This window comes from Pseudomonas sp. PDM18, assembly GCF_014852585.1.
Lineage (GTDB): Bacteria > Pseudomonadota > Gammaproteobacteria > Pseudomonadales > Pseudomonadaceae > Pseudomonas.
In genome coordinates this window covers 40394-52579 of record NZ_JACVBX010000021.1, presented here as the reverse complement: position 1 = coordinate 52579, position 12186 = coordinate 40394, and the positions used below count along the sequence as shown (strand labels likewise).

13 protein-coding genes are annotated in these 12186 nt (G+C 65.1%); 4 read left to right on the top strand and 9 right to left on the bottom strand.

Features of this window, described 5'->3' with window-relative positions; translation table 11 throughout:
- Nucleotides 1-90 precede the first annotated feature (90 nt).
- Nucleotides 91-621: a hypothetical protein gene (locus IB274_RS28265; protein WP_192436098.1), complete on the top strand. Its 531-nt coding sequence runs from the start codon at nt 91-93 to the stop codon at nt 619-621.
- On the opposite strand, the gene IB274_RS28260 is transcribed toward IB274_RS28265, so the two are convergent.
- From IB274_RS28260 to metG, 5 genes are read right to left on the bottom strand one after another with little or no spacing between them, the layout of a single operon-like run.
- Entirely contained in the window at nt 615-1022 is a 408-nt protein-coding gene (locus IB274_RS28260) for a DUF350 domain-containing protein (RefSeq protein ID WP_192436097.1), read from the bottom strand. The genes IB274_RS28265 and IB274_RS28260 overlap by 7 nt on opposite strands.
- 10 nt (nt 1023-1032) lie before the next feature.
- Nucleotides 1033-2148 (bottom strand): glutathionylspermidine synthase family protein, encoded by a 1116-nt coding sequence (locus IB274_RS28255; RefSeq protein WP_192436096.1) that lies wholly within the window; start codon nt 2146-2148, stop codon nt 1033-1035.
- Nucleotides 2148-2474, bottom strand: a complete 327-nt coding sequence (locus tag IB274_RS28250; RefSeq protein WP_192436095.1) for a hypothetical protein — start codon at nt 2472-2474, stop codon at nt 2148-2150. The genes IB274_RS28255 and IB274_RS28250 overlap by 1 nt, the downstream gene beginning before the upstream one ends.
- Entirely contained in the window at nt 2471-3268 is a 798-nt protein-coding gene (locus IB274_RS28245) for a DUF4349 domain-containing protein (protein WP_401091526.1), read from the bottom strand. Before IB274_RS28245 ends, IB274_RS28250 begins: the two co-directional genes overlap by 4 nt.
- Nucleotides 3269-3304: 36 nt before the next feature.
- Nucleotides 3305-5338, bottom strand: coding sequence for a methionine--tRNA ligase (metG, locus tag IB274_RS28240; RefSeq protein ID WP_192436093.1), 2034 nt, complete (start codon nt 5336-5338; stop codon nt 3305-3307).
- A gap of 300 nt (nt 5339-5638) precedes the next feature.
- Here metG and apbC point away from each other — a divergent pair, with 300 nt between their 5' ends.
- From apbC to IB274_RS28225, 3 genes are all read left to right on the top strand, one after another.
- On the top strand, nt 5639-6733 hold the full coding sequence (gene apbC, locus IB274_RS28235) for an iron-sulfur cluster carrier protein ApbC (protein ID WP_192436092.1): 1095 nt from the start codon (nt 5639-5641) through the stop codon (nt 6731-6733).
- 96 nt (nt 6734-6829) lie between these two features.
- Nucleotides 6830-7396, top strand: coding sequence for a dCTP deaminase (dcd, locus tag IB274_RS28230; RefSeq protein WP_017521037.1), 567 nt, complete (start codon nt 6830-6832; stop codon nt 7394-7396).
- Between the two features lie 25 nt (nt 7397-7421).
- The gene (locus IB274_RS28225) at nt 7422-8012 is read left to right on the top strand and encodes a hypothetical protein (RefSeq protein WP_192436091.1); all 591 of its coding nucleotides are present in this window, start codon (nt 7422-7424) and stop codon (nt 8010-8012) included.
- Here the strand turns inward: IB274_RS28225 and IB274_RS28220 are convergent.
- The 4 genes from IB274_RS28220 to IB274_RS28205 all read right to left on the bottom strand — a co-directional run bounded on the left by IB274_RS28220 (nt 7986) and on the right by IB274_RS28205 (nt 12147).
- Nucleotides 7986-8543 carry an AAA family ATPase gene (locus IB274_RS28220; protein ID WP_192436090.1) on the bottom strand — a complete coding sequence of 186 codons (558 nt, stop codon included), beginning with the start codon at nt 8541-8543 and terminating at the stop codon, nt 7986-7988. The two genes, IB274_RS28225 and IB274_RS28220, sit on opposite strands and share 27 nt — an antisense overlap.
- A gap of 198 nt (nt 8544-8741) precedes the next feature.
- Complete coding sequence (locus IB274_RS28215; protein ID WP_192436089.1) at nt 8742-11282, bottom strand: penicillin acylase family protein; 2541 nt, start codon at nt 11280-11282, stop codon at nt 8742-8744.
- Nucleotides 11283-11452: 170 nt separating this feature from the next.
- Nucleotides 11453-11653: an SEC-C metal-binding domain-containing protein gene (locus tag IB274_RS28210; protein WP_045209858.1), complete on the bottom strand. Its 201-nt coding sequence runs from the start codon at nt 11651-11653 to the stop codon at nt 11453-11455.
- Between the two features lie 8 nt (nt 11654-11661).
- Nucleotides 11662-12147: an LEA type 2 family protein gene (locus IB274_RS28205; protein WP_192436088.1), complete on the bottom strand. Its 486-nt coding sequence runs from the start codon at nt 12145-12147 to the stop codon at nt 11662-11664.
- Nucleotides 12148-12186 lie beyond the last annotated feature (39 nt).

The following is a 12186-nucleotide window of genomic DNA, read 5'->3' as shown; positions in this document are numbered from 1 at the left end:
GCCGCGCTGTAAATCAGTTGCGGTGCCAGGGGCGGCCGGAGGAATATCGGCGGCTGCCGAACCTGATCGGTTCCTCTCACGGAAGTCGCGATGCGCACCCCCTTGTCCGGACGCTTCATAGCCCTCTACCTGTTGTTCTCCAGTAGCCTGGCTTCGGCCGCACCCTTCACCACCGCTGACCTAGTCGGTTGGCCGCGCATGAATCTCGCTGACTTCGCCTGTCTGCTGGAGCAGCGTACCGGCCACGCCGACGCACAGTTCAGCTGCGCCGCCAGCAAGAAGCTGAGCAACTGGGGCGATGCCTGCCACGACACTGACCTCAGCTACGCCGGCCCGCAGTTGCCCGAAGCGCTGGTGCGCCAGATCGACCCGCGCATCGCGGCGGTGGACCTGGACTGGGAGTTCGGCCGGCTGCAATCGGTCAACGTCACCTTCGAGAGGATCATGACCGCCGAGGAGGTCGCCGATATTTTCCCGCAGGTGAACCTGGAAGACCCCACTTCACGGGACAACCTGAGCAACGCTTCGCTGCAGGACTGTGCGTCGGATGCGTCGTGCCTCTACCTGGAAGGCTTCGAGCACCTGGGTGGCGGCGACGTGGACTGCGAAGACGCTCAGTAGGTCATGCACGCGGCGTTGAGCAGGCCGATGCACAGCGAGGCGCCGCCGAGGAATACGCCGTGGGCCAGGGTGTTGCTTTCGATGCCGCCCTTTAGCTCCGGCACCAGGCGCGACAGGCCGAGGAACACCAGCACCTGCACCAGCATGGCGATCACGCCCCAGATCAGCATGTCGACCAGGCTGACGCTGTGGGCGATGGCGCTGGCCAGCGGCAGGGCGAAGCCCAGCAGGGTGCCGACCAGGGCCACGGCGGCGCTGAGGTTGCCCTGGCGGATCAGCTGGATTTCCGCGTAGGGCGTCAGGCGGATGTAGAGGCTGGTGAACAGCCCGAACAGCCCGAACAGGCCGATGGCCGAGGCGAAGTAGGCGAGGAAGTTGGGCAGGGTCTGCAGCAGGTTCATGGCGGATCCTTCAGACGAAATAGTGGGGAACGAAGCGGCTGCTGTCGCGGGTGATGGCGCTGGCGTCCTCGCGGATGCCCAGGCCGGCGGCCTCGCCGTCGATCACCCAGCAGCCGAGCACGGCGTAGTTGCCATCGTTGTTGGCCAGCGGCGCATAGCCCTGGTAGATGCAGGGCGCGTCGGCGTGGGGGCCGTTGCTTTCCAGCTGCAGGTCGCCGGCGACGATGCGGATGTTCTCGCCCTCGCGGGAATACAGCGGCTTGCGTACGTAGGCGCCGGGAATGTCCTGGCGATAGCTGGCGGGCAGCAGGTTGGGGTGCTGCGGGTTGAGCTTCCAGAGGATCGGCAGCATGGCCTTGCTCGACATCAGCAGCTTCCACGCTGGCTCCAGGAAGCGGACGTCACTTCGCTCCAGGTGCTCGGCGAAGCTGTCCTGCAGCAGCCATTCCCAGGGGTAGAGCTTGAAGCAGTGGCGGATGTCCTGCTCGTACTGGTCGATGAAGGTGCCGCGTCCGGCGTGATGGCCGATGAACTCCAGCGGCAGGTAGCGTGTGGACAGGCCGGCCTGGTGCGCGGTGTCGAGCAGGTAGAGGGCGTTGCCGGTGTCTTCCTCGTGGCCGTCGATGGCAGTGAAGTGCAGCAGGCCATCCGTGGCGATGGCCTTCCAGCGCGCGATCAGCTTCTCGTGCAGCGAGTTGAACTGGTCGGCGGCCGGGTTCACGTCGTTCAGCCACTGCCACTGCACCACGCTGGCTTCCAGCAGGCCGGTGGGTGTGTCGGCGTTGTACTCGAGCATCTTCGGCGGGCCTTCGCCGTTCCAGGCGAAGTCGAAGCGGCCGTACAGGCTCGGGTCCTGGCGGTTCCAGGAGCGGATGATTTCCTCGCGCGCACCCGGCGGCAGCTGGAAGGGCTCGAAATGACCGGTACGGATCACCCATTCCACGCATTCCAGGTAGCGCTGGTGCAGGTCTTCGCTGGCGGCCTCCAGCGTCTCGATCTGTTCGAGGCTGAATTCGTAGGCCACCGATTCGTCCCAGTACAGGCCGTCGATGCTGTGGAAAGTGAAGCCGACCGCCTCGCAACGCTCGCGCCAGTCGGTACGCGGCGTCATGACCAGGCGACGCATCAGCCGCCCCCGGAGAAGCGCGCGCCGGAGTGGCCGAAACCGCCGCGGGTGACCAGTTGGCGCGATTGCACCTGGTAGGTCTGAGCGGTCCTCGGCCGCGAGCCGTCCTCGTAGCTCGGCCCGCGATAGCGCCCAGAGCTGCCGACGTAGCTGCCGCCACCGCTGCTGGTGGATTCCGGCTCGCAGGCGTTGGGCGTCGTGCCCCAGTCCTTCAGGCAGTCCTCGCGATTGGCGTAGAGATCACGGTACACCGGGTTGTGGTGCAGCACGCTGTAGAGCACCCCGCCAGTAAGCAGGGTGGTGAAGACGATGTTGGATTTCTTCATGCTTGGTTCGTGGCGCGCCGGGTTCCGAGTTTTCGCCATAGCCAGCGCAGGAGCAGGCCGGCGATCAGCAGCACGACCAGCAGTGGCAGGCCATACGCGGCTGTCTGGATGGCATTGACGGTGCCGTCGGTGAGTTCGTCGAGCGAGTTGCCGAAGGCCTTGCCGATGCGCGACCAGCGACCGCTGGGCTGGTATTCGCTGGAGAAGTCCAGGGTCAGCAGGTTGGTGGAGATGCGCCGTTGTTGCTGTGCGGCGTCCTGGCTTGCGGCGTGCAGTTGCTGCTCGACCTCGGCGGTGGCCTTCGCCAGGGCCAGCAGGTCGCTGACGCTCATGTCCTTGCGGCCCTGGAAGCCCTGCAGGGTCTGGTACTCGCGCTCCAGCCGCTCGCGCAGTTGCTGGTTGTCGCTGACCGCCTGGGCGAGGTCTTCGGCGCGGGTGCTGCGACTCTGCAGTTGCCCGCCTTCGGCTGCGAGGGCGACGAGTTTTTCCACGCCTTCGGGAACGATGCGTACGACGAGGTGCGCTCTGCGCATCTGGCTGTCGCCGCTCTGCTCGATGGCGATCAGCTCGCACTGGCCAAAGTGGCTCTGCGTGCAGGCATCGCGGGAGGCAGCCAGTTGCGCGTCGATGCGCTCGCTGGCCAGGCGGATGCCGACCTGATGTTCATAGGCGAGGAAGGAACCGGCTTTCGCCGCTTCCCCCTGGAAAGCGGCGCCGGAGCCGGCGGCGTGCTCCGAGGGAGCGCCGCAGCCGGCGAGGGCGGCGCTCAGGCCGAGCGCTGCCCAGAGGTGCAGTTTCATCGATGGCCTCCTTGCCTTGATGAGGTGCGCTTACTTGACGCGCTGGCCGGGTTTGGCGCCGCTGTCGGGGCTCAGCAGGTAGATCTCTTCACCGCCGGGGCCGGCGGCCAGGACCATGCCTTCGGAGATGCCGAACTTCATCTTGCGCGGGGCCAGGTTGGCCACGTACAGGGTCAGGCGGCCTTCGAGCTTGCTCGGGTCCGGGTAGGCGCTCTTGATGCCGGAGAACACGTTGCGCTTCTCGTCGCCGATGTCCAGGGACAGGCGCAGCAGCTTGTCGGCGCCCTCGACGAACTCGCACTTCTCGATCAGCGCGATGCGCAGGTCGACGGCGGCGAAGGCGTCGAAGTTGATCTCCGCGGCCAGCGGGTCCTTGGTCAGTTCGCCATTACCAGTGGGCTGGTTGGCGGCGGCGAGGTCTTCCTTGGAGGCTTCGATCATGGCTTCGATTTTCGCAGGCTCGATACGGGTCATCAGCGGGTTGAACGGGTTCAGTTGGTGGTTGGCCAGCAGTTGCTCGTGGTCGGCCCACTTCAGCGGGGCGACGTTGAGGAAGGCTTCGGCGGCTTCGGCCAGCTTCGGCAGCACGGGCTTAAGGAAGATCACCAACTGACGGAACAGGTTCACGCCCAGGGCGCAGATGGCCTGGACTTCGTCCTGCTTGCCTTCCTGCTTGTTCAGCGACCACGGGGCCTTGTCGGCGATCCAGGCGTTGGCCTGGTCGGCCAGGGCCATGATCTCGCGCATGGCGCGGCCGAAGTCACGGGCTTCGTAGGCGGCGGCGATGCTCGGCGCGGCAGTGCGGAAGGCCTCGACCAGTTCCGGCGCAGGATTGGCGTCCACCAGCAGGCCGTTGTTGCCCTTGTGGATGAATCCGGCGCAACGGCTGGCGATGTTGACCACCTTGCCGACCAGGTCGGAGTTGACCTTCTGCACGAAGTCTTCGAGGTTCAGGTCGAGGTCGTCCACGCCGCGGCCCAGTTTGGAGGCGTAGTAGTAGCGCAGGTATTCCGGGTCCAGGTGGTCCAGGTAGGTGCGCGCCTTGACGAAGGTGCCGCGCGACTTGGACATCTTCTGGCCGTTGACGGTCAGGTAGCCGTGCACGTTGACCGCGGTCGGCTTGCGGTAGCCGGCGCCCTGGAGCATGGCGGGCCAGAACAGTGCGTGGAAGTTGACGATGTCCTTGCCGATGAAGTGGTACAGCTCGGCCTCGGAGCCCTCTTTCCAGTAGGCGTCGAAGTCCAGTTCCGGGCGGCGCGCGCAGAGGTTCTTGAAGCTGGCCATGTAGCCGATCGGTGCGTCCAGCCAGACGTAGAAGTATTTGCCCGGTGCGTCGGGAATTTCGAAGCCGAAGTACGGCGCATCGCGGGAGATGTCCCACTCCTGCAGGCCGGAGTCCAGCCATTCGGCGAGCTTGTTGGCCACCGAGTCCTGCAGGGTGCCGCTACGGGTCCACTGCTGCAGCATGTCCTGGAAGTCAGGCAGCTTGAAGAAGTAGTGCAGCGATTCCTTGAGCACCGGGGTGGCGCCGGAGATCGCCGATTTCGGGTCTTTCAGCTCGGTCGGGGCGTAGGTCGCGCCGCAGGCTTCGCAGTTGTCGCCGTACTGGTCGGCGGTGCCGCACTTCGGGCAGGTGCCCTTGATGAAGCGGTCGGCCAGGAACATCTGCTTTTCCGGGTCGAAGTACTGCGTCACCGGACGGGTGGCGATGTGGCCGGCGTCGCGCAGCTTCAGGTAGATCGCCGAGGACAGCTCGCGGTTCTCTTCCGAATGGGTCGAGTGGTAGTTGTCGAAGTTGACCATGAAGTCGGCGAAATCGGCCATGTGCTCGGCGCGCACACCGTCGATCAGTTGCTCGGAAGTGATGCCTTCGCGCTCGGCGCGCAGCATGATGGCCGATCCGTGGGCATCGTCCGCGCACACGTACGCCGCCTGGTTGCCACGCATCTTCTGGAAGCGCACCCAGATGTCGGTCTGGATGTACTCCAGCATGTGACCCAGGTGGATCGAACCATTGGCGTAGGGCAGGGCGCTGGTGACGAGGATCTTGCGGGCTTCGGACATGATGATCGGCCGTTCCGGTTAAAACGAGGGAATCGGCAACTATATAGGGGCGGGGCGAAATTTTCATCCGTGGCCCGCTTGGCTGCAGGGGCGAATTCACCTTTGAGCATCAGGCGCTTGGGCTGTTCGCGAGCAAGAACTAGGCGTCCCCCTCGTTCCTACGAAGAGCGGCAACTCTGCATGAACCTGTAGGAGCGAGCTTGCTCGCGAACCGGGCCTACCCCCGATGACCCGAGCAAGGCCGCGGCGAGAGGCGTAAGATACCCGCCCATTCTGCTCAGTCTTTCATCGGGAGTACCCATGGGCGCCGCCAACCGAGCCACGGTGGAAAACCTTCTCCGCCAGATCAACGACCCTCATACCGGCCAGAACCTGCTGGACGCCGGCTACCTGCGCGAGCTGGACATCCAGGGCGGGCGTATCTCGCTGACCCTGGAACTGGGCTACGCCGCCGGCCTGTTCAAGAACGGCCTGGCGCAGACCGTGCAGATGGCCCTGGAAGCGCTCGACGGCGTCGACTCGGCCCTGGTCAAGGTGGAAACCCGCATCGCCGCGCACAAGGCCCAGGCCCAGGTGCCGGGCATGAGCAACGTCAAGAACATCATCGCCGTGGCCTCCGGCAAGGGCGGCGTGGGCAAGTCCACCACCGCCGCCAACCTCGCGCTGGCATTGGCCCGCGAAGGCGCCAAGGTGGGCATCCTCGACGCCGACATCTATGGCCCGAGCCAGGGCATCATGTTCGGCATCCCCGAGGGCACCCGGCCGCAGATCCGCGACCAGAAGTGGTTCATCCCGCTGGAAGCCCACGGTGTGGAAGTCATGTCCATGGCCTTCCTCACCGACGACAACACCCCGGTGGTGTGGCGCGGCCCGATGGTTTCCGGCGCGCTGCTGCAGCTGATTACCCAGACCGCCTGGAACGACCTCGATTATCTGGTCATCGACATGCCTCCGGGCACCGGTGACATCCAGCTGACCCTGGCGCAGAAAGTCCCGGTGGCCGGCTCGGTGATCGTCACCACCCCGCAGGACCTGGCCCTGCTCGACGCGAAGAAGGGCGTGGAGATGTTCCGCAAGGTCAACATCCCGGTGCTGGGCGTGGTCGAGAACATGGCCGTGCACATCTGCTCCAACTGCGGGCATGCCGAGCATCTTTTCGGAGAAGGCGGCGGCGAGAAGCTGGCCGCGCAGTACGGCGTGGAGCTGCTGGCCTCGTTGCCGCTGTCCATGGCCATCCGCATGCAGGCCGACGGCGGCAAGCCCACGGTGATCGCCGACCCGGAAAGCCAGCTGGCGATGATCTACCAGGAAATGGCCCGCTGCGTCGGCGCCCGCATCGCCCTGAGCGAGAAGGCCGCGCCGGACATGCCGAACATCTCCATCAGCGACGACTGATCTGTGACCACGCCGCCGGGCGTGCCCCTTTGCCGGGCGGCGCGCCTGCCGGTAAGATTCGCCTTCTTTTTTCAACCGCCGCACAGGACACCCGCCATGAGCATCAAATCGGACAAGTGGATTCGCCGCATGGCTCAGGAACACGGCATGATCGAGCCGTTCGTCGAGCGCCAGATTCGCGGTGCCGATGACAGCCGGGTGATTTCCTACGGTGTTTCCAGCTACGGCTACGACGTGCGCTGCGCCGCCGAATTCAAGGTGTTCACCAACATCCACTCGGCGGTGGTCGACCCGAAGAACTTCGACGAGAAGAGCTTCGTGGACATCAACAGCGACGTCTGCATCATCCCGCCGAACTCCTTCGCCCTCGCCCGCACCGTCGAGTACTTCCGCATCCCGCGCGACGTGCTGACCATTTGCCTGGGCAAGAGCACCTACGCGCGCTGCGGCATCATCGTCAACGTGACTCCTCTGGAGCCGGAGTGGGAGGGCCACGTGACCCTGGAGTTCTCCAACACCACCAACCTGCCGGCGAAGATCTACGCCCACGAAGGCGTGGCGCAGATGCTGTTCCTGCAGTCGGACGAAGCCTGCGAAGTGTCCTACCGCGATCGCGGCGGCAAGTATCAGGGCCAGACCGGCGTCACCCTGCCCAAGGCCTGATCGCGCCGCACAGAGAGAAACGGACATGACCTCGCAAGGATTGCGGGGCCTGCTTTGCGCCCTGTTGCTGGGCGCCAGCGGCCATCTGGCGGCAGCCGAACTCAACGTCACTCCCGGTGGCGAAGTGCTCGGCCTCCCGTCCAACGCTCCCCTGAACCAATTCGTCGAACGCCTGGGCGAGCCCACGGCGCGCTTGCCCATGCGCGGCGGCGAACAGGGCCTGCTCTACGGCAACGCCACGCTGCTGGTGTTCAAGGGCCAGCGCCTGACCGAGCTGCGCTGCTGGCTGCATAGCCGATTCACGCCGTCGTTGTTCCTCGGTTGGCTGGATCAGGTCGAGCCGGGCAAGGACCCGCTGACCTTCGCCGTGGATGACACGCTGCATCTGGGGCAGGAGCGCGGTGCCGCGTCCGGCTGGCTCAATGGCCACGAAGGTGACGGTGACGAGCTGTCCGATGTCCGCATGAGCGGCAACAGCGAAGTCTGGCTGGGTTATGGCAACTCCGACGACTACGGCATCCAGGGCGAGAGCCGTCAGGTCGTGGTGTCCCTCAGTGTGAGTATTCCCGAACCGCCTGCTGCCGCTGCCTCAATGGGCGTGATGAGCCGTCCCTAGGACTTCCAGTACGAAGGCCGCTCGTTCCTCCAGGCTCGCGAGTGGCAACTGCACGACGCGATACCCCAGCGCCTCGTAGACTGCGGCCATCACCGCCGCCGTTCGCCGCGCTTCGCTGAAGTCCTGCCAGCGTTCGGCGTCGTTGCGGTAGATGGCTTCCCACGCTGGTGCCAGGAACACGGTCCGCCCATAGCGCAGTGCCTCTGCAGCGGTTTCCAGCGCATTGGGAATCGGCAGCCCGCATAGCCGCGCGTATCCCAGCACATCCGGCAGGCCGCGATCGAACAGCCATAGTCCACCCGCGGCGAGCGCTTGTTCGCGGGTCGTCAGCGCATGCTCGAACATTTCCCGGCAGAAAGCCTCCCGGTTTGCCCACGGCAGTGCATCGCCGCCACGGGCCAGTTGCTCGCGGATGATCGCGCGGCCACCTTCCTCAACGATATTCAGGCCGTGATGCTGGTGCAGATGTTCGAGCAGCGTGCTCTTGCCGGCGCCAGGGCCGCCGGTGATGACGATGAGAGATTCGGACATGACGATGACTCCTGTGGGAAAGGATGCGAGGGAGTACCGGCCGGAGAAGAGTGTTGCGAAGGGAGGTGCAGCGGAAACGAAGCGGGGAAAAAAGAAAGGCACCCAGAGGGTGCCTGAATATGATCATGGAGTAAGTCGACAAATCTGATTCCGGGGCGGGGACCAAGTTCCCGGTCCCCGGAAATATTTTTCAGATCATCACTTCTCCGGCACCAGTGTCAGGCGTTTCACGCCGTAGACCTTCTCCAGGTTCTGCGACTGGAAGGGGAAGCTCATGTAGTTGCCTTTCAGCCAGGCATCAATGCCGTCCGCGTAGTGCGGACTGGCCGGATTGCCGGACTGGCCGCTGCTGTTGAGGCCGATCATCGGCTCGCTCTGGCCGAAGTCGACGACGATGCGCATGGCCGGGATCAGCCAGGTGTTGAAGTCCTGGCCCCAGTGGTAGGCCGAGACGTTCAGCGTGCTGTGGTCGCCGCCGGCCGGGTAGGGGCCGCGGTCCAGATAGCCCTTGATCGCGCCCAGGCTGGCACGGTCGCCGGCGCTCAGGTTGGGCGCCATCTTGGTGCTGTCGCTGACCCACTCGTAGGTGTGCAGCTTGCCCCACTGCCAGGCGTGGCGGTCGCTGCCCAGCTTCTGCTCGCAGAAGGCGGTGGCGGCAGCCAGGCTGCGGGCGAGGATCGCCGGCTTGTCTTCCTTCTGCGGGGTGCGTGTGTCGTCCCAGAACGGGCTGTCGTCACGGCCCAGCAGGTGGTCGGCCTGGGCCGAGTAGGAGAGGTTGGCAGTCTCGACGAAGGCCTTCCACGACGGGCTGTCTTCCGGGCCCAGTTCGTCGAGGAAGATCTGTTTGGTGCTTTCCTGCAGGAAGGCTTCGTAGAGCGCGGCGTCGCCGGAGGTGGCCGAGAGCTTGCCGTCGAATGCCATGATCCGGTCCAGCGCTTCGCGGGCGCGGGCGCGCTGGTCGGCGGGCAGGGCGTCGATGGCTTTCTTCAGCGGCTGCGCCATGCCCGGTGCATCCAGCATCGACTGCAGCTTGCCGGCGAACGGCGTGGTCTGGTCGTACTGCATGGCGATCATGCTGCGGTAGTCGTGGCTCTTGCTGCCGCCGGCGAGCTGGGCAATGCGCTCGTAGCGCTCCGGGTAGTACCAGGAGCTGGACAGCTGCGCGCCGTAGCCCGGCTGCACGCTGCGGTGGTTCGCGGTGCCGAGCCAGCCCTGCGCGGGGTCCTGGTCGGACGGGTGCAGGATCGGGTCGGCGTAGCCGTCCCAGTCATAGCGGCCGTCCCAGCCGGGGGAGGGCAGCAGGCCGCGGCCTTCCTTGCGGTTGGGGAAGCGCCCGGTGACCTGCCAGCCGATGTGTTTTTCGTCGGCGAACACGATGTTCAGCGCCATTGCGCGCACGTCGCGGGTGGCGTCGAAGGCCTGCTCGACGTTCTTCGCGCGGGACAGGTCGAAGAAGGCGTCGAGGGTGCGGTCGGTTTCGCCCTGGATGCTCTGGTAGGCGATGCCGTAGCCGCTGGACAGCGGCAGCGGTTGCAAGTCGTGCTTGCGCTCGCCCAGCGCGCTATTGAGCAGCGGGCCGTGGCGGGTCTCGTAGATGACTTCGCGGACCGGGCTCTGCCCCTTGATGAAGAAGGTCTCGTTGCGCTCGATGGTGGGCTTCCACTGGCCGTCGGCGAGGTAGTAGAGCTTGCTGCCCTGGCGCTTCACCTGCTCGAGGAAGAGGTCCTGGTTGTCGCCCATGACCATGGTCATACCCCAGGCCAGCTTGCCGTTGAAGCCAGCAACCACGCCCGGCACGCCGGCGATGGAGACGCCCGCGGCGTTGTACTTGGGCGAGCGGATCTGCACGTAGTTCCACACCGAAGGCATGGACAGCGGCAGGTGGGTGTCGTTGGCCAGGATGCTCTTGCCGCTGCGCGTGCGCTGCGGGGCGATGGCCCAGTTGTTGGAGGCGGCGACGCCCATCATCTGCAGCGAAGCAACCTGCCCGGCGGCGCGGTCGAGGGCGTCGAGGCCAGCGATTTTTCCATCCAGGCGCAGGCCCTTGAGTTTCTCGGCTTCCTCGAAGGGCAGAGCTTCGTCCGGGTAGATCGGCGTCAGCCAGGGCAGCTTGTCGGCGCCGACCTTCTGCGCGAGCACCAGGGAGGCGATCTCCTCTTGCAGGTTCACCGCCAGGCCGAAGTTCAGCAGGCTGAAGACCAGCGCGGAGTCTTCCGGCTTCCAGTATTCGGGACGGTAGCCTGACTCGGCGAGGTCCATCGGCAGCTTGTCGCGGTAGCGGTACAGGTAGGCGTTGACGCCGCGCGCGTAGGTCTCGAAGAAGCGCTTCAGGCGTGGCGAGGAGCCGGCGTAAAGCGCATCGGCGGCCTTCTTCAGGTTCACCGTGCGCATGAAACGGTCGGTCTCCAGGGCGCCGGGGCCGACCATCTCCGACAGGCGTCCCTGGGCCATCAGGCGCAGGCCGACCATCTGGCTGATGCGGTCGCTGGCATGCACGTAGCCCAGGGTGAACAGCGCATCGTGGAAGGTGCTGGTCTCGATCAGCGGCATCCCCAGGCTGTTGCGGCGGATCGACACGTTGTCCGCCAGGCCCTTGATTGGCTGCACGCCGTAGCTCGGCGGCAGGCTGCCTGCATAGCGGTCGTTGAGCCAGCCCTGGCAACCGGTGAGGCTGACAGCGGCGCTGAGGGTGGCGGCAAGGCCGAAGCTGGGAAGCCGGCGGAAGGCTCGCGGGGCCATGGGAATGTGCTCCTGCACGAAGAGGATCGCGGAAAAGGCGCTACGTTAGTGAGCCGAGGAAAGCTGCGCAAGCCGCGCGCGGCGGGATTTTCAGCGGCAGGCGAATAGTTGGGCCGGACAGCAGAAGGCCCGCGCTTGGCGGGCCTTCTTCGCAGTACTCGGGGCCTGGGTCAGGCGCCGTGGCACTTCTTGTACTTGCTGCCGCTGCCGCAAGGGCAAGGATCATTGCGGCCCACGTCCTTGAGCGGGTTACGCGCCGGCTCCTGGCTGTGGTTGCAGTGCGGGCCGTGCACGTGGCCGTGATCATGGTGGTGGTCATGATCGTGGTCGTGGTTGCAGTTCGGACCGTGTACGTGGGGTTCCTGGCTCATGGTGACGCTCACTCGGGGATGAAATCGCCGGGAATTATCTCGCCATTACGGGCGATGTGCACGCTCTGTCCGAAAAGCAGGCCGGTCTTCACCTCGCCGGTGAGGTTGTACCTGATCGGCTTGTCCGGGTCTTCCAGCAGCTTGACGATGTACTTCATGTGCCGCCACAGGTTGGTGGTCACGGGCACCTCGAAGGTTTCGTAACCATTGGCCGGCACTGTGAACCAGTTATTCGACTCGCCCTCGGCGAGATCGACATCATTGAGCTTGACCTTGTAGGCCAGGCCGCGAACCGGAAGGCTGAAGTCGTTCGGGTTGTCGATGCGGAAATGCAGGACGAATTCCTGCTCCAGCAAACGAGCTTTCACGACGTCGACTTTCTGCAGCTTCACGTCGGGTTGCTCGAAATTGCCTGACATCCAGCCGCAGCCGGAGACTAGGCCGAACAGCCAGAACAGGCTGAGAATTCTTATCATTTGCGCCTGATAATTCATGTCTACCCCTCAAGACGCCCCAGTGTACCAAGCACCTGC

Excerpts from the sequence above, each read along its gene's own strand:
- IB274_RS28265 (WP_192436098.1), top strand. The coding sequence starts at position 91 with ATGCGCACCCCCTTGTCCGGACGCTTCATAGCCCTCTACCTGTTGTTC.
- IB274_RS28260 (WP_192436097.1), bottom strand. The coding sequence starts at position 1,022 with ATGAACCTGCTGCAGACCCTGCCCAACTTCCTCGCCTACTTCGCCTCG.
- IB274_RS28255 (WP_192436096.1), bottom strand. The coding sequence starts at position 2,148 with ATGCGTCGCCTGGTCATGACGCCGCGTACCGACTGGCGCGAGCGTTGC.
- IB274_RS28250 (WP_192436095.1), bottom strand. The coding sequence starts at position 2,474 with ATGAAGAAATCCAACATCGTCTTCACCACCCTGCTTACTGGCGGGGTG.
- metG (WP_192436093.1), bottom strand. The coding sequence starts at position 5,338 with ATGTCCGAAGCCCGCAAGATCCTCGTCACCAGCGCCCTGCCCTACGCC.
- apbC (WP_192436092.1), top strand. The coding sequence starts at position 5,639 with ATGGGCGCCGCCAACCGAGCCACGGTGGAAAACCTTCTCCGCCAGATC.
- dcd (WP_017521037.1), top strand. The coding sequence starts at position 6,830 with ATGAGCATCAAATCGGACAAGTGGATTCGCCGCATGGCTCAGGAACAC.
- IB274_RS28225 (WP_192436091.1), top strand. The coding sequence starts at position 7,422 with ATGACCTCGCAAGGATTGCGGGGCCTGCTTTGCGCCCTGTTGCTGGGC.
- IB274_RS28220 (WP_192436090.1), bottom strand. The coding sequence starts at position 8,543 with ATGTCCGAATCTCTCATCGTCATCACCGGCGGCCCTGGCGCCGGCAAG.
- IB274_RS28215 (WP_192436089.1), bottom strand. The coding sequence starts at position 11,282 with ATGGCCCCGCGAGCCTTCCGCCGGCTTCCCAGCTTCGGCCTTGCCGCC.
- IB274_RS28210 (WP_045209858.1), bottom strand. The coding sequence starts at position 11,653 with ATGAGCCAGGAACCCCACGTACACGGTCCGAACTGCAACCACGACCAC.
- IB274_RS28205 (WP_192436088.1), bottom strand. The coding sequence starts at position 12,147 with ATGAATTATCAGGCGCAAATGATAAGAATTCTCAGCCTGTTCTGGCTG.